We start from the raw sequence: 22,235 nt of genomic DNA on the forward strand, positions 1-22,235 counted from the left end.
CAGCAACAAGTAAATAAATTCTCTTAGCGATTCTTCTATGATCTGAAGAATCGTTGTTTTGTAATGACGGGAGAGTTTGTTTTCTTCGAACAAATGGATGATAATAAAGGAATGAGCTAGGCTAATCGCATGACATCGTTTTTATAAACTACATAACTTTATACCCTAAAAGCGAGGCGTAACGAAATGAATACATCTGAGTTTCAACAGTATGTGAAGAAGTTCAGTGAAACCAAAGGTTTTGACACGAGCTCCATTGAGCAGAGAATGCTGTACTTAATGACTGAGGTGGGGGAATTGTCCAAAGAGGTGCTATCCGTATCCTTCGACCCCGGTGCAGAGAAGAAAGAAAACTTGGGATTTGAGATGTACGATGTGGTGTGGAATATTTTTGATCTGGCCAATAAACTGGATATTGATCTAGAGCAGGCATTTAAACGTAAGCTGGAAATCAATGAACAGAGATCATGGGAGTAATACAAAACAATCCAAGGACATCCCGCTCGGGAAGCCTTGGATTTTTTGATTTATAATTTTTTATTTAAATGAAGCATAACCTTCATCAGCCATTACAACACTACCGTTAATTGCACTAGCTTCTGGTAAGGAGAGCAAGTATACAGTGTCTGCAACTTGTTCAGGCAATGTTAATTTGTTACCCATTACTTTGCTCTTCATCTGGTCGACCATTCCTTGATCTTTATATCCTTGGATAATTGGCGTATCTACAGCGCCTGGAGCAACGGCAAGCACGCGGATGCCATGAACGGACATTTCAAGTGCTGCGGATTTAGTCATCATAATGACCGCACCTTTGGAAGCGTGATACGCGAATGTACCTGGGGAAGCTAGGAATCCAAATACAGAAGCTGTATTGATGATGACCCCTTTGATGCCGAGCTCACGCATTTTTTTACCTGCTGCGATAATACCGTGGGCAACACCATGCTGATTGACATTAATAACACTATGATAATCTTTAAGGTCTTGGTCTAGTACAGGAGTGACGCGGCCGATCCCGGCATTGTTGAACATAACGTCAATTCTTCCATATGTGGCAACGGTTTTCTCAACCAGTGCTTCTACCTCTTCGTATTTTGAAACATCCGTTTTGACGAAAATAGCTTCGCCACCATCCTTGATAATCTGTGCGACCGTTTCTTCACCTAATTGTTGATTGAAATCGGCAACGACCACTTGATCACCTTTTCTTGCAAATTTAATTGCGGTTTGTTTCCCGATTCCACTGGCTCCACCTGTAATTACGGCTACTCTTTTGTCTGTCATTTGGGACTCCTCCTCGAGAAATATAGTTATACTAGAAATATAGGTTCATAAGGTGAAAAGGTTATTTACTAACTTATTTACATTGTAGCACTTGTCTAAATTAATTAAAATTTAAGTAAATTTAATAGGTGTTAAGTAAATATTAACTTAGGGAGTGATTCAAATGAATTTAGAGCAATGCGAGAATATCGTAGAAGTCGCAAAGATTGGTTCACTAACCAAAGCTGCTCAGAATCGTCATATCACCCTGTCTGCCATAAGCCAGTCCATAACACTGCTGGAAGCGGAGCTTGGAGTTACTTTGTTCATTCGTTCGCGAGGCCAACGAGCAGTTCCCACAGCAGAGGGACAAGCCATTATCGGCAAAGCAAATGAAGTCTTGATGAAAGTAAATGAATTAAAAGCTGAAGCACAGATCTACAGCGATGCGCTTAGTGGTCATTTGAAGATTGCTACGATTCCGGGACCCATGCATCTAATCGTGAAGGTCATATCCGGTTTTAAAGCGGATTTTCCAAATGTGAAAATAGAGATTTTTGAAAAGGGACCTAAAGAAATTCTGGATAATGTGCTTCAGGATGAAATGGATATCGGACTGATGGTCTCGCCAGAGGGCTTATCAGAGAAACATAAAGGGGTCGTATTCGAGGAATTAATGGAAGGTAAGATTGTTGTAGGCGTACATCCTCAATCACCACTAGCTTTAAATACAATAATTACGCCCGAACAGTTAGTAGGCCAGACGTTGGTTTTATACGATGATCATTACATACAGGACTTTGTGGAGCGTTATTTACTGAAAGTTGGGCCAATGAATATTCTTTTTACAAGCAATAACACCCGTGCCATTGATAATGCAGTTGCGTCAGGACTCGCGATCACGATTGGGATGGATTATTCTTTTCTAAAAACATTTGAGGGTTCTCAGAAGATCATGAAGACGATCGAGCTACGATCACCAGATCGTAATACTCCGGGGTCCATTGTTTCAGCTTCTAAACAAGGATCGAAAACGGTCAGAAGATTCATCAACAGGTTAAAACATGAATTTGAGGAGGGGATTAGAAGAAGTTAACAGTATGCCTTGGTAGATTTTATCTAACCTTTACGCTTCCTAGTTAATATGAACCCTATGATGTTGTCCATTTCAGATCGTAATAAGGACAGCCAAGTGGGGAGGATGTCAACACAGTGAGAAGGTATCTAAGGCAAATTAATGTGGCAGTTATTTTTGTTTTGTTGATTTCGTTGTTGCAGCCGGGAGTATTTGTTCACGCTTCCATTTCTGATCTACCAGCAACAAACTACGGAACCGTTATTGATATACGGCAAACAGAGCTTGCACCTGGGGCGATGTACACCTGGATGGATCTTCAGAATGAACGTGGTTTACAAAAGATACATGCAGTGGAGTTCAACCCAGGGCAAGGCCATTTAGAACTGCGGGCAGGTACGAAGGATGGAAAGGTATACGGTATGAAGGGTGTTACAGAAATGGCCGCTTATGCGGATTCGCCTGGAAACCGGGTGATCGCAGGGATTAACGGTGATTTTTATGAAATCTCCGGTTTTGCCACGGGTGTTCCAAATGGATTATTTATGGATGATGGTGTAATCCTGAACAGTTCGATTTCAGCTTTTACTTTCGGTTTAAAAGAAGATGGCAGCTCGATTTATGGGGTGCCGAAGCTGACCAAGAACGTAACGATTAATGGAAAAACAACTAATCTAACCAGCATCAACCGTTATCGAAATACGAATGAGCTGGTTCTTTATACGGAAGATTATAATACAACTACAAAGTCGACCAATGAGGGTGACGAGGTTGTTCTAGATATTGTCGAGGGAGAAGTGAAGAGCGGTCAGACCTTGAAGCTGAAGGTATCTGAGATTCGCAACAATCAAGGCAATACGCCGCTTACCAAAGGAAAAGTAGTTTTGTCTGCTAACGGAACGTCTCGTGCTGTTCTGCAGGGGTTATCGGTTGGCGATAACGTTACTGCGACCTTTGCGCTTAGCGGAGAATGGAATGATGTGAAGGTAGCCATTGGCGGCGAAGGGCCGCTGGTAAAAGACGGAATAGTTCAACAAGGTGTAGGGCCTTTAGGAATTCATCCACGTACAGCCATTGGGACAAAAGCGGACGGAAGTCTCGTTCTATTCGAAGTGGATGGAAGATCTCCAGGTTTTAGCGAAGGTGTAGATACGGATGAGCTTGGCTACATTCTGAAGGATATGGGCGTAGTGAACGCCATGAATCTGGATGGTGGCGGCTCTTCTACTTTTGTGGCCAGAATGCCGGGTGCATCTGGTGTCAAAATGATGAATCAGGGCTCTGATGGCTATGAACGTAAAACCGGCAACGGTTTGCTGGTCGTCAACACAGCCCCAGAGCAATCTACAGCTTCTAAGCTGGTTGTGCAGCCGAATGCGGAACGTATTTTGCAAGGCTCCAGCTTTATGTTCAAAGCAGCAGGAGTGGACGAGAACGGCCATCCGGCACCTTATTCGGGTACGCTGAATTGGCAGGTGGACGCTAACCTTGGTACTGTCGATGCGAACGGAGTCTTCACCGCAGGAACGACTGCCGGGACAGGAACGGTAATTGTAGAGGCTGGGGCAGTCAAAGGCAGTGGGGAAATCGAAGTCGTGGATAAGCTCACAGACCTTAGGTTTCCTGATGAGATCAAAACTTATTCTTCAGGTGCTGCTGCGCAATTAACTGTGAAGGCGCTACGTAATGGACAGGTAATTCAAGCTGACAACCATAGTTTTGAATGGCGGGTTGAGGGCGAGATCGGAAGTGTGGACGAGAAGGGTTTGTTTCAAGCGACGAGTGAAAACGGGAAGAACGGGAAGATTTATGCTAAGTACGGGGACGCCCAGACCTCTTTTGAAGTAAATGTGGGGTTGCCGCCTGTAATGCTGGAGGATTTTGAGAATGGCATTGATAAATATATAGCCTCCAGTGCAGCGGCTAACAGTGTAGCGATTCAGGAAGTGACGGATCAGGATTTTGTCCGCAACGGGGATAAAGCCTTGAAGCTGGAATATGATTTTGTTAATAAAACAGGTACATCCGGTGCTTATTTAGCCGCAAGCTCAACCGCCAATCGGATTCAGATTCCGGGGTATCCTGAGAAGATCAGTATGTGGATCTACGGAGATGGCAAAAAGCACTGGCTGCGGGGACAAATTCGTGATGGCAATAATGCGGCAGTGCCCGTGGATTTTACCGATCAGGTAAATGGTGTGAACTGGACGGGTTGGAAATACGTCGAAGTATCCGTGCCTAAGGGGAAAGCCACCCCGTTAACGATGGATATGCCTGTTCGCTATATGGAGACAAGCAATCTTAACAAGAGCGCAGGTGCAATTTACGTTGATGATATTCGTGCCATATATGGTCCGATAGAGGAGGATAGAACACCTCCTGTGCTTAAAGATGCCTATCCTGGCGTGAACGAAATTGTCAAAACAGCTACGCCGACCCTTTCCGTCAATGGTGAGGATGATGGTTATGATCCTGTGGTGCATCCGGGAACGACCCTAATCGATCCGGACAAAACACATGTATATGTGGATGATCAATTAGTGGAGCATGGCTTTTATCCTCCAAAAGGTCAAATCACCTATAAACCAAAGGTTCCACTTACAGAAGGCCGTCATAAAGTAAAAGTTGCCATCCGCGATTTGAGCGGTAACCAGACGATAAAAGAATGGTATTTCACAGTGAATTTGGGCTCTCCATTCTATGTGTACAAAACACCAGAAGTCGTTTATGCCGGGAACACTTACACTTTGGATGTAGCGGCAGAGAAAGCAGGCAAGCTGAAGGAAGGAAATATTACGTTTGCTTTTAATCCGGCTGCAGTTAAAGATTTGCAGGTAATTCGTGGGGATAAGGTATCAGAAACGCAAATGGAGTCAATCATTGATCCAGCTTTGGGCACTGTGCGTCTTAACCTAACGAATATCAATTCCTCCAATCTACGAGATACGGATCTCATCGGACAAATTCAATATACGGTTCGATATGATTATGTGGGTCCCTTTACTCAGGAGCAGCTCGCTGGGGATACAAGCAAACCTTTTGTAATTGAAAATACATCCGGATCTGTAACTTCGACAGAAGGTACCGGGGTTCCTATTTCTTTTATTGGAGCGGCTGTTGAATCTGTTGTAAAGACACAGTTGATGCTCACTTGGAACCATTATGATCTTGCGAAGGGCTTTGATGCGTCTTTTGCGGTAAAAGATCTGAATGGAAGTGTTGTTGAAGGTGCGAAGCTGTTGTTCGATGGATTGGAGGTACAAGGCGCAACTTCAGGGGGAAGTGGGACACTTACTACTGGCCTTGTCACTTCAGCAGAAGGAACTTTTAAATTGCAGGCGGTAAAAGGAAATACCTATAGTCCTGTAATGACGTTCAAGGTTGCTCCATATGACGGTACTGCTGCCCCGCGTAATGTTAATGTTACGATGGGCCAGGATGCAGCGACTTCTCGCCAGTTTACTTGGCAGACAGAACCGCTAACCGTGAGTACTGTAGTAGAACTTGTGGAAAAAGCAGAGTTCACAAGCTTTCAAGCCGTGAATGTAACAAAAATTACCGGCAACAGTTTAATTTACAACACCAACAATGATGGAACGATGCGAGTTCATAAAGCGGAGGCAGTAGGGCTTATCCCTGGAACCGAATATGTATATCGTGTGGGGGATGGGGAGTCGAATGTAAGTGAGCAAGGAACCTTCGTTACAAGCGGAGGGGAGAGCGCTTCTACAAAATTCCTGTTTATCGGAGATTCTCAAGCAGATTCTAAAGCGGGATTTGGTCTTTGGGGCAATACGATAGAGGCTGCTTTTGCCTATATGCCGGATGCTGAAATGTTGGTTCACGCTGGAGATATGGTGGATAAAGGCTTTGAACAAGAGCAGTGGAACTGGTGGTTTGATGCAGCCCAAAAGCAGCTGATGAATACCACGCTTGTTCCGATTATTGGAAACCATGAAGTGATGGGAACCAATGGCGATGGGGATTATCTGGCGCAATTCAATAACCCGCAAAACGGTGCGGCGAGCGTAAAAGGTACGAATTATTCTTTTGACATTCAGGATACACATTTTGTGGTTATGAATACAGAGCATTCAGGTGCTCCGTTCACTGAACAGGCAGAGTGGCTGGATCAGGATCTATCTGCTACAGATAAAAAGTGGAAGGTGATTTTTTTCCATCAAGGGCCCTATGGCAGCATCTATTCGAATGAACAGGTGCAAGCAAAGTGGGTGCCGGTGTTTGATAAGCATAATGTGGATCTAGTGATGAACGGCCATGATCATATTTACTTGCGAACTTTTCCAATGAAGGATGGTAAGCAGGTAGCAGAAGGCGAAGGCACACGATATGTTATCGGCGGTTCCTCCGGTCCTAAGTTCTATGCGCTGACGCCACGTTTTTGGCAGGAAAAAATATATGACGAAGATGAGCAAATCTATACGGCTGTTGAGATTGAGAAGAACGAGATTACGGTTACCGCAAGAACAGTAGACGGGGTTGAGATTGACCGTTTAGTGATCGGCAAATTGGTTCCGGAATCCATTACGCTTGATCAAACTGTTGTAGAGCTTGAGCCTGGGGCTAGCCTGCAATTGCAAGCTAAGGTAGTGCCGGATGAGGCTAATCATCTGACAAAAATTTGGTCCATAGTTCCTGACACGACAGAATCAGTAGTTACCGTAGATGGAAATGGCTTGGTTACAGCTCTAAAACCAGGGACAGCTAAGGTGAGAGTCACAGTGGCAGGTTACCCGAATGTTTTTGCGGAAAGTAAGATAACTGTAGATGCGCTGCAAGCGATTAAGCTTCAGGGCAAAGGACAACTTAAACCAGCAGAGGTCGACCAGACAGTCACCGAAGCTGTCTATGCATCCGGTAAACGAATCCCAATATTGGATGGACTTCATTATTCCAGCTCGAATGAGCATATTGCTACAATCAATGAACAGGGCTTGGTCCAGGCTCATCAGGAAGGCTCTACTGTGATCTCAGTAACCTACAGGGAGTTCGCCTCGGAGTATAGTCTCGTCGTAACAAATGATGAGGCTCCTATTCTTACAGAAATAACGATAAAAGGGCCGGATTCGCTGGAACAGGGAAATAAAGGCTCCGTTGTTGTTCAGGCGGTATATAGTGACGGAAGCAAGCAAGAATTGGTCGAGGGCGTAAGGTATGATACATCTGATCATTCCATTGCAATGATTAGTGAGAATGGGGAGCTTCACGCATTGAGTGCTGGTATAACAAAAGTCAGCGCTGTTTATAAGGGGTTCAGCACTGAATATATTTTGACAGTGACTGAGAGCACGCCAGGTACGACTCCGACACCAAGCCCAGAGCCAACACCAACACCAGGAGGCTGGGTGCCGGGACCTGCTGTGACACCAACGCCAACTGCTACACCGACACCAACTCCGTCGGCATCTGCACAAACAGGTGTAGTAACTATAACAGCCTCTCAACTGTCAGAGAACAAGAATGCTCAAGGTGAAGTTGTGGTTTCTGTTGACGGATCGGTTACGGAATTGCTTTTGCCAGGCAATGTGGTTGAACTGCTTGGACGCGCACCGCTTAGAGTGGTTATGCAGGATTTATCCGTTACGATTCCTGCTACAGTACTGGCAGAACTTAGTAAGCTAATCTCAGCTGAGGCTCTTGCCAAGAGTACGATTTCACTACGGTTGAACACTTTAGCTAGTAATACAGCCGTGGATCTGTTGGATCGTGCAGGTACACTAGCTGGAGCACAATTGAGAGCGAAAAGTGATCTGCAAGAATGGTCGCTCAGCATCCTCACAGAAAATGGCCAGTCCTTCTCATTAAGACAGTTTGCAGAGCCGATCACGATTTCATATAAGGTCGGTGCGACTGTAGAGCAAAGCTTACTGGGTATTTATTTTATGGATGATGCCGGTAAGTTGGAGTATATGAGCAGTACATGGATGAATGGTTATCTATCTGCTGCTGTCAGTCATTTTAGTAAATATGTTGTATTAGAATATGACAAAACATTCAATGATCTGAAGCCGGATCACTGGGCTTACCTTGCTGTGAAGCAGCTTGCGGCAAAACAGCTTGTACAGGGGGTAGCTGTGGATCGTTTCGATCCAAACCGTGCGGTTACACGTGCGGAGTTTACAGCGATGTTAGTCCGTGCGCTTGGCTTAAAAGGTCAAGCAGTAGCTGGTTTCACTGATGTACCTGCTGATAAATGGTACGCAGAAGCAGTAGGGTTAGCAAAACAAGCTGGAATTGTTAACGGTCAGACCGCTTTACTGTTTGAACCGGATGCCAAGATCTCTCGTCAAGAGATGGCAGCGATGCTGGCTCGTGCATATGCATACGCCAATAACAGCGTATCTGTAGCTAGTCTTAACGTTTCAGCATTTAATGATATTGGCACCGCACCACAATGGGCTCAAGAGGCTATCAGCGAGGTGTACAGACTTGGATTGATGCAGGGACGTGCTGTAGCGCAATTTGCTCCGAAGCAAAACGGCACACGTGCCGAAAGTGCACAGATGATCCTCAATCTGTTGAGTGTTTTGGAGTAACGATTATGGCCAGTTCCAGGTTGTTGGGACTGGCTGTTTTTTAACAAATTGGATTAGCTGGAAGCACACAATGGTTTGCATACAGTAGATGGTTTGGGATCATTATGGACTGTATTGCAGCTATTTCAACTTTTTGGTGGTCTTTTTCCAAGTTTTCGGACATCATAACTCTTATTGTCATACTTTTGCACCGAACCGTAGTATATTTAAATGAACAGTTGCATCTGAGTCCGATAGCTGAGTGAAATGGCATAAATCAGCTTAATAAGATCTCCTCGGTCCGATACGCTGTAATTCCCAACCAACGATTACAATCCAGAGCCTGGCAGATGAGTATCAAATCTTCTCCGATATTTTGGGAATCTAGTATTATATTGGGTTTTTGGTACTGAGAATCACCCTTCAGAGGCAAGTAATTACTAGTATTAATTGTTATAAGCCAACACAAATTGTTATGTTGTGTTATGATAGTAGGGAGGTGACTCCCATGAATGATTTTGAGAACTATCCCGATGAGCTGGGTAATTTCATTCGGCACATCAGAAAGACGAGAGGGTTAACCTTAAGAGGACTGGAAGAAAAGAGCGGCATAAGTTACTCACAGCTTAGCAAGATCGAGCGTGGAGAGAGCATTCCGCTAAAAGACAATCTGGACAAGATCATCGAAGCACTTGGAACAGATCTGAAGAATCGGATGTATCATTTGGCAGACTATATGCCAGATATTGAATATATCAAGACCTTAAAGCATGGTTATGAGCTGCCACAGCTTAAACAGTCTCAGGACTACATTTATGAGACGGCATTTAACAAGCTTAAGGAATTCAGGGCAAAGGAAGGTAAAGAAACATCTTACGTTTCCTTTGATTCTAATGAAGTCATAGTTTATGAAACGGAATATGGGGCAGGAATGGTAATAGAGAAGATTGAGAAATACAATCTTACCGACGTCCTGAACGATAAGTTTGAGGGTTGCCTCGACTCCTTAAGAAAGAGCCCTCGGAAAGGGCGTCAAGCCTTTCTATTTGGCGAGTGGTTACGGGAGTGCGTTTATGAGCTGAAGGAAGAAGAACAGGATCAGGTCATACAAGCGCTCAAAGAATTTACGCAGTTTAAAGTACAACAGATAAAGGGTGCTTATAAATAATGTGTGTTTCATAAATGATCTCAAAAATGAATAATGTTGCCCTTTCTTGCAGCCATCTATTCATCTTGATCCATAAACTAACAACTAAAAATGGTTTGACAGAAAAGGGGATATTAATAATGAAAATTAACATGAAGTTTACCAGCAAGGGAAAAGTCGCTATAGAGAATTTTAATAACGAGGAATTGCTGGAGATCTTCGCACGATACATCAAGACATTATCCAAAAAGTATGATATCGAAGTTGATGTTCCTCTTGAAGAGAATCAAAATATTGTTGGTGATGGCGCTGTAATTGCGACTGCACAAAATGTGAAATGCGATGTAGAAACATTTTTCAAAGAGCTGGGTAGAGATATTAAAGTTCCTTTGAAGAAAAGACTTGGCGGAAAATTGGAAAATGTATTTAAAACGGAAATTACGGAGTAGAAGATTACTCTATTTCAGGGAGTAGTCCTTACTGAACATAAAGAAGGTAGGGCCTTCAGGAGGCTCTACCTTCTTTATGTTGATGATGTTAACATGAAGACAATCTAGAGAACACTCGCAGTGAAGCCTTAGGAAGTTATGTAATTATGTCATAATTTGCGAATTAATTTGTGTATGGGGATGTTATGATTTTTCAGTTTGAATGAGATCTCTACTGTCTAAGATCTCTCTAACAATCTCTATGAAATCTGGTAAAGCTTGTGCCTCAAGCGCTAATTTATAGATGTTAAGTAATTCTTCATCAGATATTGATTCAAGAGATGAGGGGCGTGGTGAGGGATGAAAATAGTAATTCATTTGGTTCCTCCATCATATATTTGTTTTTATTACACATTTATATATATGGTATCATTTGGAATACAATCCGTCTCCTGTCATTCATCCTACGAATTTTCCTTTACATCTTAGGGGAATTATGGCATAATGACTATTTTTATGTGATAATAGATTGGTTTACTTTGAATTTTAATAAACAAAAACAATCCCGACATGTATAGTACATGTCGGGATTGTTTTAATCAGAGTCTTTCTTATGAGTAGATAAGTACTTCTTTAGGCGAGGTTCATTGGATTCCGAAACGGTAGTGAACTGCTTACCTTGATTAAAGCATACAATCTTGCGTCCGGGATCATAGCCTTCTATGTTGTTGATATTAACGACGTTGCTGCGGTCAAGGCGTTCGAATCCCTTACCCTCATACGCTACGGAAAGATCGGAAAGCGTGGTGGGGAGAATAAATTCGCCTTCTTTCGTATGGACGAATATTGTATTCTTATAATTCGAGAAATACAATATATCTTCCTCTAGAATATCACTAGAGGAACCGTCTTTCTGTAAGACACGCATCTTTTCCCCATCCTTGTTTGATTACTTGCGCAGTTCTTTCGGAACTTCAGGACTGTAAAGTGCTGGTTTTAGAATTGTTGCAAAAACAACAGCAGAAGTAGCTAGTATGTTAGATGCATAACGAGCTAAATTTTTCTTCATTCGATTGGCCTCCTTTGTAATGGAATTATAACTGTAAAGGATTGAACTAAAAATGCCAATCCAATGACAGACGAATGGATCCAAAAATTCAAAGAAACCAGAATTATGGAAATGATCTTTAAACCCAAATACCATTCTTTAGGAATCTGAGCATTAGCATCAGGATTTGGAGCACATAGAATCATTACAAGCAAAGAAAAAAGATTAATCCAAATAAAATGGTTATGTATTAGATAAGTGATATGAGGGATCAGTGAACAGATAAAGATAGATACAATATTGCAGGCCCTTGCGGTTTTTAGATGCACACCACCAGAAGACATTCTTAGGAGTATGAAGCTAAATAAGGCTAAGAATGTTTCCTTTAGCTGTCCTGTGAGCCCGCCAATGCATAACGAGGTTATAATGATTAATAAAGTATTCAGAATAATGCTAAGGGCATAATGCATGATTTCAATGGAATGTGTTTGCTCGGGATTACTTTTCTTAATGACCTCAACAATCTTAAGAGTTAAATGATTCATAATTATTTCTATCCTTTTTGTAGGAGAAATAAAGATATCCCCATAATATTATTCCATAGAAAATTGGGATCAAGAAAAAGAAAAAGGATTCAAGAAAGTAGCTGATTGAAGTAATGACAATTAGTGTAGGAAGATTAAGAGCGAATAGTATTTTTTCGCTAGTCGTTGGTTTGATTTTTACATCGGGTTTATCAGGTACAAAGTCAAATCCAATACGTTTATGACCCACATACATACCAATGAGAATCGCGGTTAATGCTGATAAGATCTGCATTGTAATCATGTTTATTGTAATCGGGTTCGAAGTATTTAGAGACATGTTGATTACAGAGTCTAATAGATACATAAGACTGGGTTGAATCACAAAGTATGTTTGATAGACCATCCCGGTTAATATAGAAGCATAGAAGGGATGAATCCGGAATAACAGCCACATAAAACAAAGCATTAGCGCATATTGTGTGAGGATATCTAATTGAAATAACTCATAGTTGATTCTAATTGAATAAGAAAAAAAGCCCATGATAAAACTAGCAAACACCATCTCTTTATGATAAATGTCAATTTTAAAGATTTTGAAAGCCAGAAAGAACATTGCATATGTCTCTAGTCCTGAAAATAATATAAACAGAATAAAATCTATCATGCCGACACTCCCGATGTCTTCTAGTATAACTAACCCTATTATTGCAAGTATCGTATAAAATGGACTAAAATACAACAACTACAGTATAATTTTCCTCCTATTTTTTCAAAAAAATTCAAAATGAGAGGGGTTTAGACATGGATCGACGTCCAAAAAGCAGTGAGTATCTTGAGGAATTATCAAAGTATGTCGATTTAGTGCCAGTTGAAGGGGACATTTGTACTGTTTTTAGAGCGCAGACGGATGAGATTTGTAGCTTTATTTCGAACCTTACGGAAGAACAAGGAGAGCATCGTTACGCTCCTGATAAATGGAGTATTAAGCAAATGGTTGGCCATCTAGCGGATACTGGAAGAATTATGTCTTATCGTTTGTTGCGCGTTGCAAGAGGAGATACGACTCCGCTGGCGGGCTTTGATGAAAAGGACTATGTGCCTACCGCAAATTTTGAAGCAAACACTCTAGAAAAACTACTGGCTCATTACAAGCTTGTCCGAGAGTCAACGCAAGCTCTTTTGGACACTTTGCCGGAAGAAGCATGGACTCGTAAGGGAACGGTTAACAATGCAACCATCTCCGCGAGAGCAGTGGCGTGCGTAATGATTGGGCATGATCATCATCATTTGAATATTCTTAAAGAAAGATATCTGGTTTAATCGAGTTTTATTTTAAAAAAAGCATTCCTGAGGCCATTGCGGCTTCGGAATGCTTTTTTAGCTAAAGGTATATATTTGGGGCCCCCCGAAATGTACCTGAGTAAGCATCGAAGCAAAGCCTCACTTTGTGGGTATATTTTATAGTGGAGGATTCTTGTGACATTTACGGCATACTGGATAGTAGGCTTCATTGCCGCCAATTTGGATTTGCTTGCCGCTGTATACAGGCTTACCATTTTCTACTCTTAGAGCCATCGTTGCTTTGCGCTCGCAGAACCAGCAAATGGTCTTCATTTCCTCGATTTTATCAGCGTAAATCAGCATGTATTTGCTGCCTTCAAATAGCTGGTTCTGGAAATCATTTTTAAGTCCAAACGCCATAACGGGAATGCCTAGTTCATCTACAATCCGTACTAGCTGTAGAATGCAGTCCTTGCTTAGAAATTGACATTCATCAATTAGTACACAGTGGGGTTTGGGCTGGTTACTGCTGACGATATTATAAATATCGGTATTCTCGTCGACGGGTATGGCCTGTTTCCGCAGCCCAATACGGGAGGAGATAAAACCAACTTCGTCCCGATCGTCTATGGATGGAGTGAAAATGAGCACCGATTTCCCTTGCTCTTCATAATTATGCGCAACCTTGAGTATCTCAATAGATTTACCGCTGTTCATTGCTCCGTATTTGAAAAACAATTGTGCCACTTCCATCTATCCTTTCGTATAAGCCAATTATCTAATCTTAAAAATGCGACCTTATTAGAGTATCATATTCGTGTCAGCTGTATCCAGTGAAAACATTGCGATAGAATTGAATGTGGTATGATAAAAGGAATCATGTGATTGGAAAGGAAGTAATATGTGTGACTGAAAAAATAGACGAATACAAGGAACGGTTAGCTCTGATTCAGCAGAATGGAAATCTTTCTATCGAGGCTGAGGCTTTGCTGGAAGAGATGATGGCAGATTTGGTGGAATTGAATCGAAGCAATAAAGCGCTGCGGCGGGCAATAATGAAAACTGGGCAGGCTTCCACAATGTCGACTCGTTTAAGGGATGCACTGCACGAATAGAAAAAGAGGGTATGCGAATGGGTTTGATTTTCTCTTTTCTTAAAAAATATAAAGTCGCTGCAATAGCTGCCCTAGTGATGATGCTTATTGAACTAGCGGTGGAATTGTCACAGCCTTTACTCATTTCCAAAATTATTGACCAGGGCATTAAAGAACAAAATTCCTCTGTAGTATGGCTCTGGGGCGGTGTATTGATCGGCAGCGCGGTAGTTGCGTTTATAGCTGGGGTATTAAGTTCTTTTTTTGCTGCCCATGCGAGTCAGAGCTTTGCGTTTGATCTTAGGGACAAGTTATATGAAAAGGTACAATCGTTTACATATGAAGTATTCAATCGGTTTGCCACCTCGTCGCTGATCACGCGTCTGACCGGCGATGTATCGCAGCTGCAGGACACTATATTTATGAGCCTCCGCTTTATGACACGGGTGCCACTGGTTGTGGTGGGCAGTGTGATTATGGCATTGGTTGTTCATGTGAAGCTGGGGTTATTTCTCACTGTAGCTCTACCTTTGTTGCTTCTCTTCCTTTACTTCATCATGAGAAAAGCTTCTTTGTTATTTCGCAACGTACAAAATCGGCTAGACGGTGTGAATGGTGTAATCCAGGAGAATTTAACGGGAATTCGCTTAATCCGTGTGTTCGTGCGCATGGGACATGAGATTGGACGTTTCACGGTCTTTAGCGGGAATTTGATGAAATCCACGGTATCTGCGCTACGTTTGACAGAGACAACGATGCCATTTGTTATGCTTATTGTGAATGCAGCGATTATGTCGATCCTATGGTTTGGACGGATTGAGATTGCAAATGGGGATGCTACTTTAGGAGAAACTGTTGCAGTTATTAACTACTCTTTACGAACCATAGGAGCGTTGTCAGCTATATCTGGACTTGTCGTTACAATTTCCCGAGCACGTGCCTCCTCGCAGCGTATTACAGAAGTGATGTCAGCAGGCGCTGGAGTTAAGGAAGGCGGAGCCGCAAAGGGCGAACCAATACAGGGTCACGTCCAATTTGAAGGCATCAGCTTCAAGTATCCTGAGAGTGATATTTCGGTGCTAGAGGATATTACTTTTGAAGTTGCTGCTGGTGAGCGGGTAGCGATTATGGGAGCTACCGGATCAGGAAAGTCTTCTCTTGTCGGTCTAATCCCACGTTTATATGAAGAGACAGAAGGTACCATTCGCATTGATGGGCAAAAGAGCACCGATATCGATATTTCAAGATTGCGGCGATCGATCGGTTACGTTCCTCAAGAACTGCAGCTCTTCAGCGGATCGATTCGCGATAATATCGCTTGGGGCAATGAACATGCCACACAGGAACAAATCGAACACGCAGCAGCTGCCGCACAAATTCACGCAACAGTGATGGATCTGCCCAATGGCTATGATACAATGCTTGGTCAGCGAGGGGTAAATCTGTCTGGTGGACAAAAGCAACGCTTGACCATTGCTCGGGCGCTTGTGAGGAAACCTGCTATTTTGATCCTCGATGACAGTACGAGTGCGCTTGATGCTGTGACAGAAGGACTTTTGCTGGAGGCACTGAAAGAGATTTCATGTACAACCTTCCTGATTACTCAGAAGATCAGTTCTACTGCATCTGCAGATTTGATTCTGCTGTTGGATGAAGGACGCTTAATCGGTAAGGGAACACATGAGGAGCTTATGATAAGCTCTGCGCTGTACCGCAAGATTTATGAATCACAGGTAGAGGAGGCGAAGCAGCATGTTCAAAGCAATTCTTGAACCCTTTCGTCACCCAAAACCTGTCATTGAGCTTGGAGCAGGAAGAAGCCTTGGTTCAGCTGCTGGAGGGAAGCCAAAAGCAAAGGCGAAGGATTGGGGCGGCACGCTCATGCGGATTTGGAGCTACCTTGCCGAGCGTAAAGCTAAGCTTTTTCTCGTTCTCTTAATGGTAGTCTTCAGCTCGGCTTTAGCACTGCTCGGGCCTTATATGATTGGTAAAGCTGTGGATGATTATCTGGAAGGTACTGGCGGACGATCGTGGACGATTTTTCTTATCAGCTTAGCTAGTGTTTATATCTTCTATTCATTAACTTCTTGGCTGCAAAATATATGGATGATTGAAATTGCCCAGGAGACCGTATTTCGGATGCGCACGGAGTTGTTTTCCCATCTTCATCGGTTGCCCATCTCTTTTTTTAATCGGAGACAGCAGGGCGAAATTATGAGTCGCCTCACCAACGATATTGAGAATGTCAGCTCTACGCTGAATAGCTCAGCTATTCAGATCTTTTCTAGTGTTTTGACATTGCTCGGCACGGTGGGGGTAATGCTCTGGCTCAGTCCTCTATTGACGCTGCTCACGTTCCTGGTTGTGCCGTTGATGTTATTAGGCATGCGCTGGATTACTCGGCGTACGGGTCCGCTTTTTAAGGAACGTCAGCGCAATGTGGGTGAGTTAAACGGTTATATAGAAGAGACGTTATCCGGTCAACGGATTATCAAGGCTTTTTCACAAGAGGAACGGGTCATTGCCGGATTTCATGAACGCAATGAGCGAATTATGCTCTCTGGATACTGGGCACAGTCGATTTCTGGCTTCATTCCTAAGCTGATGAATGGACTTAATAATTTGAGCTTCGCTATTGTGGCTGGAGTCGGTGGTTTGTTAGCGATTCGCGGAGCGATTACGGTCGGTGTGATTATTGTGTTTGTAGAATATACGCGTCAATTTACTCGCCCTCTTAATGACTTAGCGAATCAGTGGAATACACTACTGTCAGCGGTTGCGGGAGCGGAAAGAGTGTTTGAAGTGCTGGACGAAGAGACGGAAGCTAAAGATGAAGGTGCAGCCACTTCGCTGGTTAAAGTTGAAGGTGCAGTGAAGTTCGAAAAGGTATCTTTTTCATATGACGGAAGTTCTAACACACTGCATGATATTAGCTTTGAAGCGAAGCCTGGTGAGATGATTGCCTTAGTAGGACCTACCGGTGCCGGCAAAACAACACTTATCGGGCTGTTATCTCGTTTCTATGATCCTAATCAGGGTAAGATTACGCTGGATGGCTTAGATGTCACTTCGATTCGGCGTGAAAGCCTGAGGAGCCATATGGCGTTTGTATTGCAGGACTCCTTTTTATTCAAGGGCAGCATCCGCGATAATATTCGTTACGGTAGACTGGATGCTTCCGATGAAGAGGTCGAGGCGGCGGCCAAGCTGGCTAACGCTCATTCTTTTATTATCCGAATGCCGGAAGGTTATGATCGAATGCTCTCTGCAGATGGTAGCGGCATAAGCCAAGGACAGAAGCAATTGCTATCCATTGCAAGAGCCATTCTTGCCAATCCTTCGATGCTTGTTCTTGATGAAGCTACTAGCAGTATCGATACGGTGACCGAGATCAAGATTCAGGAAGGACTTCAGGCGCTAATGAAGGGACGGACTAGCTTCGTTATTGCCCATAGACTGGGCACCATCCGTGCAGCTGATCGAATTCTTGTTCTTCAAGGGGGCAGATTGCTGCAGCAGGGCACCCATGAGGAGTTGTTGAAGCAAGGTGGCTTGTACAGCGAGTTGGTGCAAGGCGGTCGTATAGAAGTACTTGATAAGGCTAGGCTTTAAGCTGTGCATAAAAAGGCGGGGGTTTTCAAGGAAGCGCAGGTCGCGTCCATGAAAACTCTCGCCTTTATGTAATGTGTGGATATTCATTATACATTGAAGTGAGTTGTCGGATGGTTTAATTGCAGAATGTGCAATAGATTTCGATTGTACAATGAGGGGATGATTATGCTGCTTATGAGATCGTTTCTTGCGCGGCAGCTTGTTTCGCTTTTTGTTTCTCCTTGAACCGAGGGCCAACATAATTACGTTTGCGGTCTCTTGCCAGAATCCAGCCGCCAAGGAAAGTCATACCTGCTGCAAAGAGCAGAAACCCTCCGCCGAAATGCAGCCAAGCGAAATCTGGAACAACGGAGTCATCGCCATGCATAGAGATATAATCAAAAATATCGTCCTTCATCATTAAGAAGCCCTTCATTGCGATTAAACCAGGAAACACAAGAATAAGGATGGCAATGAAGCGTGAAATTAATAGTTTCATAAGTGTCTCCTACCCCTCTTAGCCCATTAGATTCAACCATATGATAACGCTTTAGTAAGAAAAAGTCCATTTGGATATGACGTTTATAAGTTTTGTAATACGCTAAAAAGAGAGTACAATATACAATGTAAAATGAACTTACGTGTAATGACTGGAGGATACATATCATGACAATTTCATGTGACGTGGCCATACTTGGCGGAGGAACCGGGGGATATGTGGCAGCCATTCGCGCTGCACAGCTTGGAAAGTCCGTCGTCGTCATCGAAATGGACAAACTGGGAGGAACCTGCCTTCACCGTGGCTGCATCCCTAGCAAATCGCTGCTCAGAAGTGCAGAAGTATATGCTGAAATCAATGAGAGCGAGAGCTATGGCATTGAGACAAGCGGAGTACAGCTTGTATTCCCAAAAGTACAAAAGCGCAAGGAAGCGGTAGTTGAACAACTTCATCAGGGCGTACAATATTTGATGCGCAAAAATAAAATACAAGTTATTAAAGGCAAGGGGCGCGTAACGGGTCCCTCTATTTTTTCCCCGCGTAGTGGTGCTGTTGCTGTGGAACTAGAAGACGGTGAAATGGAAACAGTGGTCTCTAACCATCTTATTATTGCTACAGGATCTCGTCCGCGTGTATTACCTGGTCTGGAACCAGACGGGAAAGTTATTCTTAGCAGTGACGAAGCGCTGACCCTCGACGAGTTACCCTCTTCCATCATTATTGTTGGAGGCGGAGTAATAGGGGTGGAATGGGCCTCTATGCTGGTTGATTTCGGAGTGCAGGTAACGGTAGTTGAAGCTGCTGGTCAGTTACTGCCACAAGAGGATGAAGAGGTAGCTAAAGAGCTGCAACGTTTACTTAAAAAACGTGGGGTTAAAATACTGACTGAAGCTACAGTGGATGCTGCAACCTGCAAGGTAACGGACGATGGAATTTCGATTGATGCCCGTAAGGGAGAGCAAACTCAAAGTCTATCCGCAGAAAAGCTACTTGTATCCGTAGGTAGAGTAGCGAATGTAGAGAATATTGGTCTGGAAAATACTGATATTCGCTTTGATAAAGGAATTATTGCTGTAAATGCTAGTATGCAGACGGCTGAGCCACATATTTATGCGATTGGTGACTGTATTGGTGGACTACAACTAGCTCATGCAGCCAGCCATGAAGGCATTATGGCGGTCAACCATCTCGCTGGTGAGAAACTTCACCCTTATCATACACATCTTGTACCGCGTTGTGTCTACACACGTCCTGAAGTTGCGAGTGTGGGTCACACTGAGAAGGAAGCTAAAGCATTGGGACATGATGTAGTAACTGGTAAATTCCCCTTCTCGGCCATTGGCAAGGCGATTGTGTACGGTCAGAAGGACGGGTTTGTTAAAGTTGTGGCGGACCGAAGCAGTGGAGATATTCTCGGTGTGCAGATGATAGGTCCGCATGTTACCGATCTAATCGGGGAAGCTGCATTGGCTCAACTGCTGGATGCAACACCTTGGGAGGTTGGCGAGGCTATTCATGCTCATCCTACACTTTCGGAGATCGTTGGAGAAGCAATGTTAGCTGTAGATGGAAGATCTATCGGGATTTAGCTTTTCTTTTTGGGTAGAAAGGGATTATAATAAACTCAAGCCAAGTCTTAGTACCAGGTTTTAAGATCAGGATACAATTGGTCTTAAATCCTGTAAGACTCAGGCTTTATGAATAAGGAGGTATCTCTTTATGGAATCCCAAGATACTGTAGAAACGATTAACAGACATAAGCAGCTTGGACTAAGTGACGGCCAGGTCATCGATATGTACAGATATATGCTGCTCGCACGTAAATACGACGAGCGCAGTCTGCTGCTTCAGCGCGCTGGCAAGATTAACTTTCATGTCTCCGGCATTGGCCAGGAGGCGGGTCAGGTAGCAGCAGCATTTGCGCTGGACCGGCAGAATGATTATTTTTTACCTTATTACCGTGATTATGCTTTCGTACTCTCCGTGGGTATGACTACTCGTGAATTGATGCTGTCTGTGTTCGCAAAGGCAGAAGATCCAAACAGTGGTGGGCGGCAAATGCCAGGTCACTTTGGTAGTAAGCGTCTGCGTATTGTGACAGGCTCAAGTCCTGTAACCACGCAGGTCCCTCATGCGGTTGGTTTTGCTTTGGCAGCCAAAATGCAAAAGAAAAAATTCGTCTCATTTGTAACCTTCGGGGAAGGCTCTAGCAACCAAGGCGATTTTCATGAAGCTTGTAACTTTGCCGGAGTGAATAAGCTACCGGTTATTATCATGTGTCAGAATAATCAGTACGCGATCTCTATTCCTGCTCACAAACAGCTTGGCGGTAAGGTCAGCGATCGTGCTCTGGGTTATGGGTTTCCAGGTGTGCGTGTAGACGGCAATGATCCACTGGAAGTATATCGTGTCGTTAAGGAAGCTCGGGAAAGAGCACTTGCGGGTGAAGGTCCTACGTTAATCGAAGCCATGATGTACCGTTTATCTCCACACTCCACCTCGGACAATGATTTGGCTTATCGGACCAAAGAAGAGGTTGATGAGAATTGGAAGAAGGACGGCGTAGCAGGATTCCGAAATTACCTGATTGGTCTGGGACTTTGGAGTGACGAGCAAGAACAAGATCTTATTGCTGAATGCAATCTTGAGCTTAAAGCAGCTATCGAATATGCTGACAACGCTCCGTTCCCGAAACCGGAAGATACACTGCTGCATGTTTACAGTGATTCCGACCTGAAAGGAGGAGCATAAATCATGGCTATAATGGAATATATCGATGCCATTCGGCTCGCGATGAAGGAAGAAATGGAACGCGATGAATCCGTGTTTGTGCTTGGTGAGGACGTGGGGCTCAAAGGTGGCGTATTTACCACAACAAAAGGCCTGCAAGAACAGTTCGGAGAAGAACGTGTACTAGATACACCGTTAGCGGAATCAGCTATAGCTGGTGTGGCGATTGGTGCAGCTATGTATGGTATGAAGCCGATTGCTGAAATGCAGTACTCTGACTTCATGCTTCCAGCAACGAATCAAATCATTAGCGAAGCGGCCAAAATCCGCTATCGTTCAAATAACGATTGGAATTGCCCGGTTGTCATACGTGCGCCTATCGGCGGCGGTGTATTCGGCGGTTTGTACCATTCTCAGTGTCCGGAATCGATTTTCTTCGGTACACCAGGATTGAAGATTGTCGCACCTTACTCTGCTTACGATGCAAAAGGACTTTTGAAGGCAGCCGTACGTGATCCTGATCCGGTTTTATTCTTCGAGAACAAAAAGTGCTATAAGCTGATCAAGGAAGAAGTGCCAGAAGGTGATTACACCGTTCCAATTGGCGAAGCTAATCTGCTGCGTAAGGGAACAGATATTACGGTTATTGGTTATAGTTTGCCATTGCATTTTGCGATGCAAGCAGCAGAAGAATTGGAGCGCGAAGAAGGCATTACAGCGCATATTCTGGATCTGCGGACCTTGCAGCCTCTTGATCGTGAGGCGATCATAGCTGCTGCTCGTGAGACAGGGAAGGTTCTTATTGTGCACGAGGACAATAAAACGGGCGGTATTGGTGGCGAAGTGGCGGCGATTATCGCTGAGCATTGTCTATTTGAACTAGACGCGCCGATCTTCCGTCTTTGTGGTCCCGATGTTCCAGCGATGCCAATCAGCCCTCCAATGGAGAAGTTCTTCATGCTTAGCAAAGAAAAAGTGAAGGCGGAAATGCTTCGACTGGCGCAATATTAAAA

20 protein-coding genes are annotated in these 22,235 nt (G+C 43.7%); 12 read left to right on the forward strand and 8 right to left on the reverse strand.

The window, feature by feature from the left end:
* Positions 1–186 precede the first annotated feature (186 nt).
* Positions 187–477 (forward strand): MazG nucleotide pyrophosphohydrolase domain-containing protein, encoded by a 291-nt coding sequence (locus tag NSQ29_RS04940; protein ID WP_042190426.1) that lies wholly within the window; start codon positions 187–189, stop codon positions 475–477.
* A gap of 60 nt (positions 478–537) precedes the next feature.
* Here the strand turns inward: NSQ29_RS04940 and NSQ29_RS04945 are convergent, their stop codons facing one another.
* Positions 538–1,287 carry an SDR family NAD(P)-dependent oxidoreductase gene (locus NSQ29_RS04945; RefSeq protein WP_076299525.1) on the reverse strand — a complete coding sequence of 250 codons (750 nt, stop codon included), beginning with the start codon at positions 1,285–1,287 and terminating at the stop codon, positions 538–540.
* 163 nt (positions 1,288–1,450) lie between these two features.
* On the opposite strand from NSQ29_RS04945, the gene NSQ29_RS04950 reads away from it, so the two are divergent.
* The 4 genes from NSQ29_RS04950 to NSQ29_RS04965 all read left to right on the forward strand — a co-directional run bounded on the left by NSQ29_RS04950 (position 1,451) and on the right by NSQ29_RS04965 (position 10,473).
* The gene (locus NSQ29_RS04950; protein WP_339266282.1) at positions 1,451–2,362 is read left to right on the forward strand and encodes a LysR family transcriptional regulator; all 912 of its coding nucleotides are present in this window, start codon (positions 1,451–1,453) and stop codon (positions 2,360–2,362) included.
* A 116-nt stretch (positions 2,363–2,478) separates the two neighbouring features.
* Complete coding sequence (locus NSQ29_RS04955) at positions 2,479–8,898, forward strand: phosphodiester glycosidase family protein (RefSeq protein ID WP_341124489.1); 6,420 nt, start codon at positions 2,479–2,481, stop codon at positions 8,896–8,898.
* A gap of 487 nt (positions 8,899–9,385) precedes the next feature.
* Entirely contained in the window at positions 9,386–10,045 is a 660-nt protein-coding gene (locus tag NSQ29_RS04960) for a helix-turn-helix domain-containing protein (protein ID WP_042190416.1), read from the forward strand.
* 119 nt (positions 10,046–10,164) lie between these two features.
* Entirely contained in the window at positions 10,165–10,473 is a 309-nt protein-coding gene (locus tag NSQ29_RS04965; protein WP_042190413.1) for a hypothetical protein, read from the forward strand.
* 183 nt (positions 10,474–10,656) lie between these two features.
* On the opposite strand, the gene sda is transcribed toward NSQ29_RS04965, so the two are convergent.
* The 5 genes from sda to NSQ29_RS04990 all read right to left on the reverse strand — a co-directional run bounded on the left by sda (position 10,657) and on the right by NSQ29_RS04990 (position 12,691).
* Positions 10,657–10,830, reverse strand: coding sequence for a sporulation histidine kinase inhibitor Sda (gene sda, locus NSQ29_RS04970; protein WP_081382883.1), 174 nt, complete (start codon positions 10,828–10,830; stop codon positions 10,657–10,659).
* Positions 10,831–11,047: 217 nt separating this feature from the next.
* Entirely contained in the window at positions 11,048–11,380 is a 333-nt protein-coding gene (locus NSQ29_RS04975) for a LytTR family DNA-binding domain-containing protein (protein WP_042190411.1), read from the reverse strand.
* A gap of 21 nt (positions 11,381–11,401) precedes the next feature.
* Complete coding sequence (locus tag NSQ29_RS04980) at positions 11,402–11,521, reverse strand: cyclic lactone autoinducer peptide (RefSeq protein ID WP_143759448.1); 120 nt, start codon at positions 11,519–11,521, stop codon at positions 11,402–11,404.
* On the reverse strand, positions 11,518–12,045 hold the full coding sequence (locus tag NSQ29_RS04985) for an accessory gene regulator ArgB-like protein (RefSeq protein WP_340971747.1): 528 nt from the start codon (positions 12,043–12,045) through the stop codon (positions 11,518–11,520). Before NSQ29_RS04985 ends, NSQ29_RS04980 begins: the two co-directional genes overlap by 4 nt.
* Entirely contained in the window at positions 12,026–12,691 is a 666-nt protein-coding gene (locus tag NSQ29_RS04990; protein WP_076299529.1) for a hypothetical protein, read from the reverse strand. The genes NSQ29_RS04985 and NSQ29_RS04990 overlap by 20 nt, the downstream gene beginning before the upstream one ends.
* A 137-nt stretch (positions 12,692–12,828) precedes the next feature.
* Between NSQ29_RS04990 and NSQ29_RS04995 the strand changes: the two genes are divergently transcribed.
* Complete coding sequence (locus NSQ29_RS04995) at positions 12,829–13,347, forward strand: DinB family protein (protein ID WP_341060016.1); 519 nt, start codon at positions 12,829–12,831, stop codon at positions 13,345–13,347.
* A 138-nt stretch (positions 13,348–13,485) separates the two neighbouring features.
* Here NSQ29_RS04995 and NSQ29_RS05000 read toward each other — a convergent pair whose 3' ends face one another.
* Complete coding sequence (locus NSQ29_RS05000) at positions 13,486–14,055, reverse strand: thymidine kinase (protein WP_042129772.1); 570 nt, start codon at positions 14,053–14,055, stop codon at positions 13,486–13,488.
* A gap of 158 nt (positions 14,056–14,213) precedes the next feature.
* On the opposite strand from NSQ29_RS05000, the gene NSQ29_RS05005 reads away from it, so the two are divergent.
* The 3 genes from NSQ29_RS05005 to NSQ29_RS05015 are packed head-to-tail and all read left to right on the forward strand — an operon-like array spanning position 14,214 to position 18,014.
* Entirely contained in the window at positions 14,214–14,423 is a 210-nt protein-coding gene (locus NSQ29_RS05005; RefSeq protein WP_341124490.1) for a hypothetical protein, read from the forward strand.
* Positions 14,424–14,440: 17 nt separating this feature from the next.
* Positions 14,441–16,174 (forward strand): ABC transporter ATP-binding protein, encoded by a 1,734-nt coding sequence (locus tag NSQ29_RS05010; RefSeq protein ID WP_042190397.1) that lies wholly within the window; start codon positions 14,441–14,443, stop codon positions 16,172–16,174.
* Positions 16,155–18,014, forward strand: a complete 1,860-nt coding sequence (locus NSQ29_RS05015) for an ABC transporter ATP-binding protein (protein ID WP_341124491.1) — start codon at positions 16,155–16,157, stop codon at positions 18,012–18,014. Before NSQ29_RS05010 ends, NSQ29_RS05015 begins: the two co-directional genes overlap by 20 nt.
* Before the next feature lie 172 nt (positions 18,015–18,186).
* On the opposite strand, the gene NSQ29_RS05020 is transcribed toward NSQ29_RS05015, so the two are convergent.
* Complete coding sequence (locus NSQ29_RS05020; protein ID WP_042190393.1) at positions 18,187–18,492, reverse strand: DUF2627 domain-containing protein; 306 nt, start codon at positions 18,490–18,492, stop codon at positions 18,187–18,189.
* Positions 18,493–18,659: 167 nt separating this feature from the next.
* On the opposite strand from NSQ29_RS05020, the gene lpdA reads away from it, so the two are divergent.
* The 3 genes from lpdA (at position 18,660) to NSQ29_RS05035 (ending at position 22,233) form a co-directional block, all read left to right on the forward strand.
* Positions 18,660–20,081, forward strand: a complete 1,422-nt coding sequence (lpdA, locus tag NSQ29_RS05025; RefSeq protein WP_076284503.1) for a dihydrolipoyl dehydrogenase — start codon at positions 18,660–18,662, stop codon at positions 20,079–20,081.
* A gap of 130 nt (positions 20,082–20,211) precedes the next feature.
* The gene (locus NSQ29_RS05030) at positions 20,212–21,243 is read left to right on the forward strand and encodes a thiamine pyrophosphate-dependent dehydrogenase E1 component subunit alpha (protein ID WP_042190387.1); all 1,032 of its coding nucleotides are present in this window, start codon (positions 20,212–20,214) and stop codon (positions 21,241–21,243) included.
* A gap of 3 nt (positions 21,244–21,246) precedes the next feature.
* The gene (locus tag NSQ29_RS05035; RefSeq protein ID WP_042190385.1) at positions 21,247–22,233 is read left to right on the forward strand and encodes an alpha-ketoacid dehydrogenase subunit beta; all 987 of its coding nucleotides are present in this window, start codon (positions 21,247–21,249) and stop codon (positions 22,231–22,233) included.
* Positions 22,234–22,235: the final 2 nt, after the last annotated feature.

This window comes from Paenibacillus sp. FSL F4-0236 (assembly GCF_038000135.1).
Taxonomy (GTDB): Bacteria; Bacillota; Bacilli; order Paenibacillales; family Paenibacillaceae; genus Paenibacillus_AQ.

Excerpts from the sequence above, each read along its gene's own strand:
- NSQ29_RS04940 (WP_042190426.1), top strand. The coding sequence starts at position 187 with ATGAATACATCTGAGTTTCAACAGTATGTGAAGAAGTTCAGTGAAACC.
- NSQ29_RS04945 (WP_076299525.1), bottom strand. The coding sequence starts at position 1,287 with ATGACAGACAAAAGAGTAGCCGTAATTACAGGTGGAGCCAGTGGAATC.
- NSQ29_RS04950 (WP_339266282.1), top strand. The coding sequence starts at position 1,451 with ATGAATTTAGAGCAATGCGAGAATATCGTAGAAGTCGCAAAGATTGGT.
- NSQ29_RS04960 (WP_042190416.1), top strand. The coding sequence starts at position 9,386 with ATGAATGATTTTGAGAACTATCCCGATGAGCTGGGTAATTTCATTCGG.
- NSQ29_RS04965 (WP_042190413.1), top strand. The coding sequence starts at position 10,165 with ATGAAAATTAACATGAAGTTTACCAGCAAGGGAAAAGTCGCTATAGAG.
- sda (WP_081382883.1), bottom strand. The coding sequence starts at position 10,830 with ATGAATTACTATTTTCATCCCTCACCACGCCCCTCATCTCTTGAATCA.
- NSQ29_RS04975 (WP_042190411.1), bottom strand. The coding sequence starts at position 11,380 with ATGCGTGTCTTACAGAAAGACGGTTCCTCTAGTGATATTCTAGAGGAA.
- NSQ29_RS04980 (WP_143759448.1), bottom strand. The coding sequence starts at position 11,521 with ATGAAGAAAAATTTAGCTCGTTATGCATCTAACATACTAGCTACTTCT.
- NSQ29_RS04985 (WP_340971747.1), bottom strand. The coding sequence starts at position 12,045 with ATGAATCATTTAACTCTTAAGATTGTTGAGGTCATTAAGAAAAGTAAT.
- NSQ29_RS04990 (WP_076299529.1), bottom strand. The coding sequence starts at position 12,691 with ATGATAGATTTTATTCTGTTTATATTATTTTCAGGACTAGAGACATAT.
- NSQ29_RS04995 (WP_341060016.1), top strand. The coding sequence starts at position 12,829 with ATGGATCGACGTCCAAAAAGCAGTGAGTATCTTGAGGAATTATCAAAG.
- NSQ29_RS05010 (WP_042190397.1), top strand. The coding sequence starts at position 14,441 with ATGGGTTTGATTTTCTCTTTTCTTAAAAAATATAAAGTCGCTGCAATA.
- NSQ29_RS05015 (WP_341124491.1), top strand. The coding sequence starts at position 16,155 with ATGTTCAAAGCAATTCTTGAACCCTTTCGTCACCCAAAACCTGTCATT.
- NSQ29_RS05020 (WP_042190393.1), bottom strand. The coding sequence starts at position 18,492 with ATGAAACTATTAATTTCACGCTTCATTGCCATCCTTATTCTTGTGTTT.
- lpdA (WP_076284503.1), top strand. The coding sequence starts at position 18,660 with ATGACAATTTCATGTGACGTGGCCATACTTGGCGGAGGAACCGGGGGA.
- NSQ29_RS05030 (WP_042190387.1), top strand. The coding sequence starts at position 20,212 with ATGGAATCCCAAGATACTGTAGAAACGATTAACAGACATAAGCAGCTT.
- NSQ29_RS05035 (WP_042190385.1), top strand. The coding sequence starts at position 21,247 with ATGGCTATAATGGAATATATCGATGCCATTCGGCTCGCGATGAAGGAA.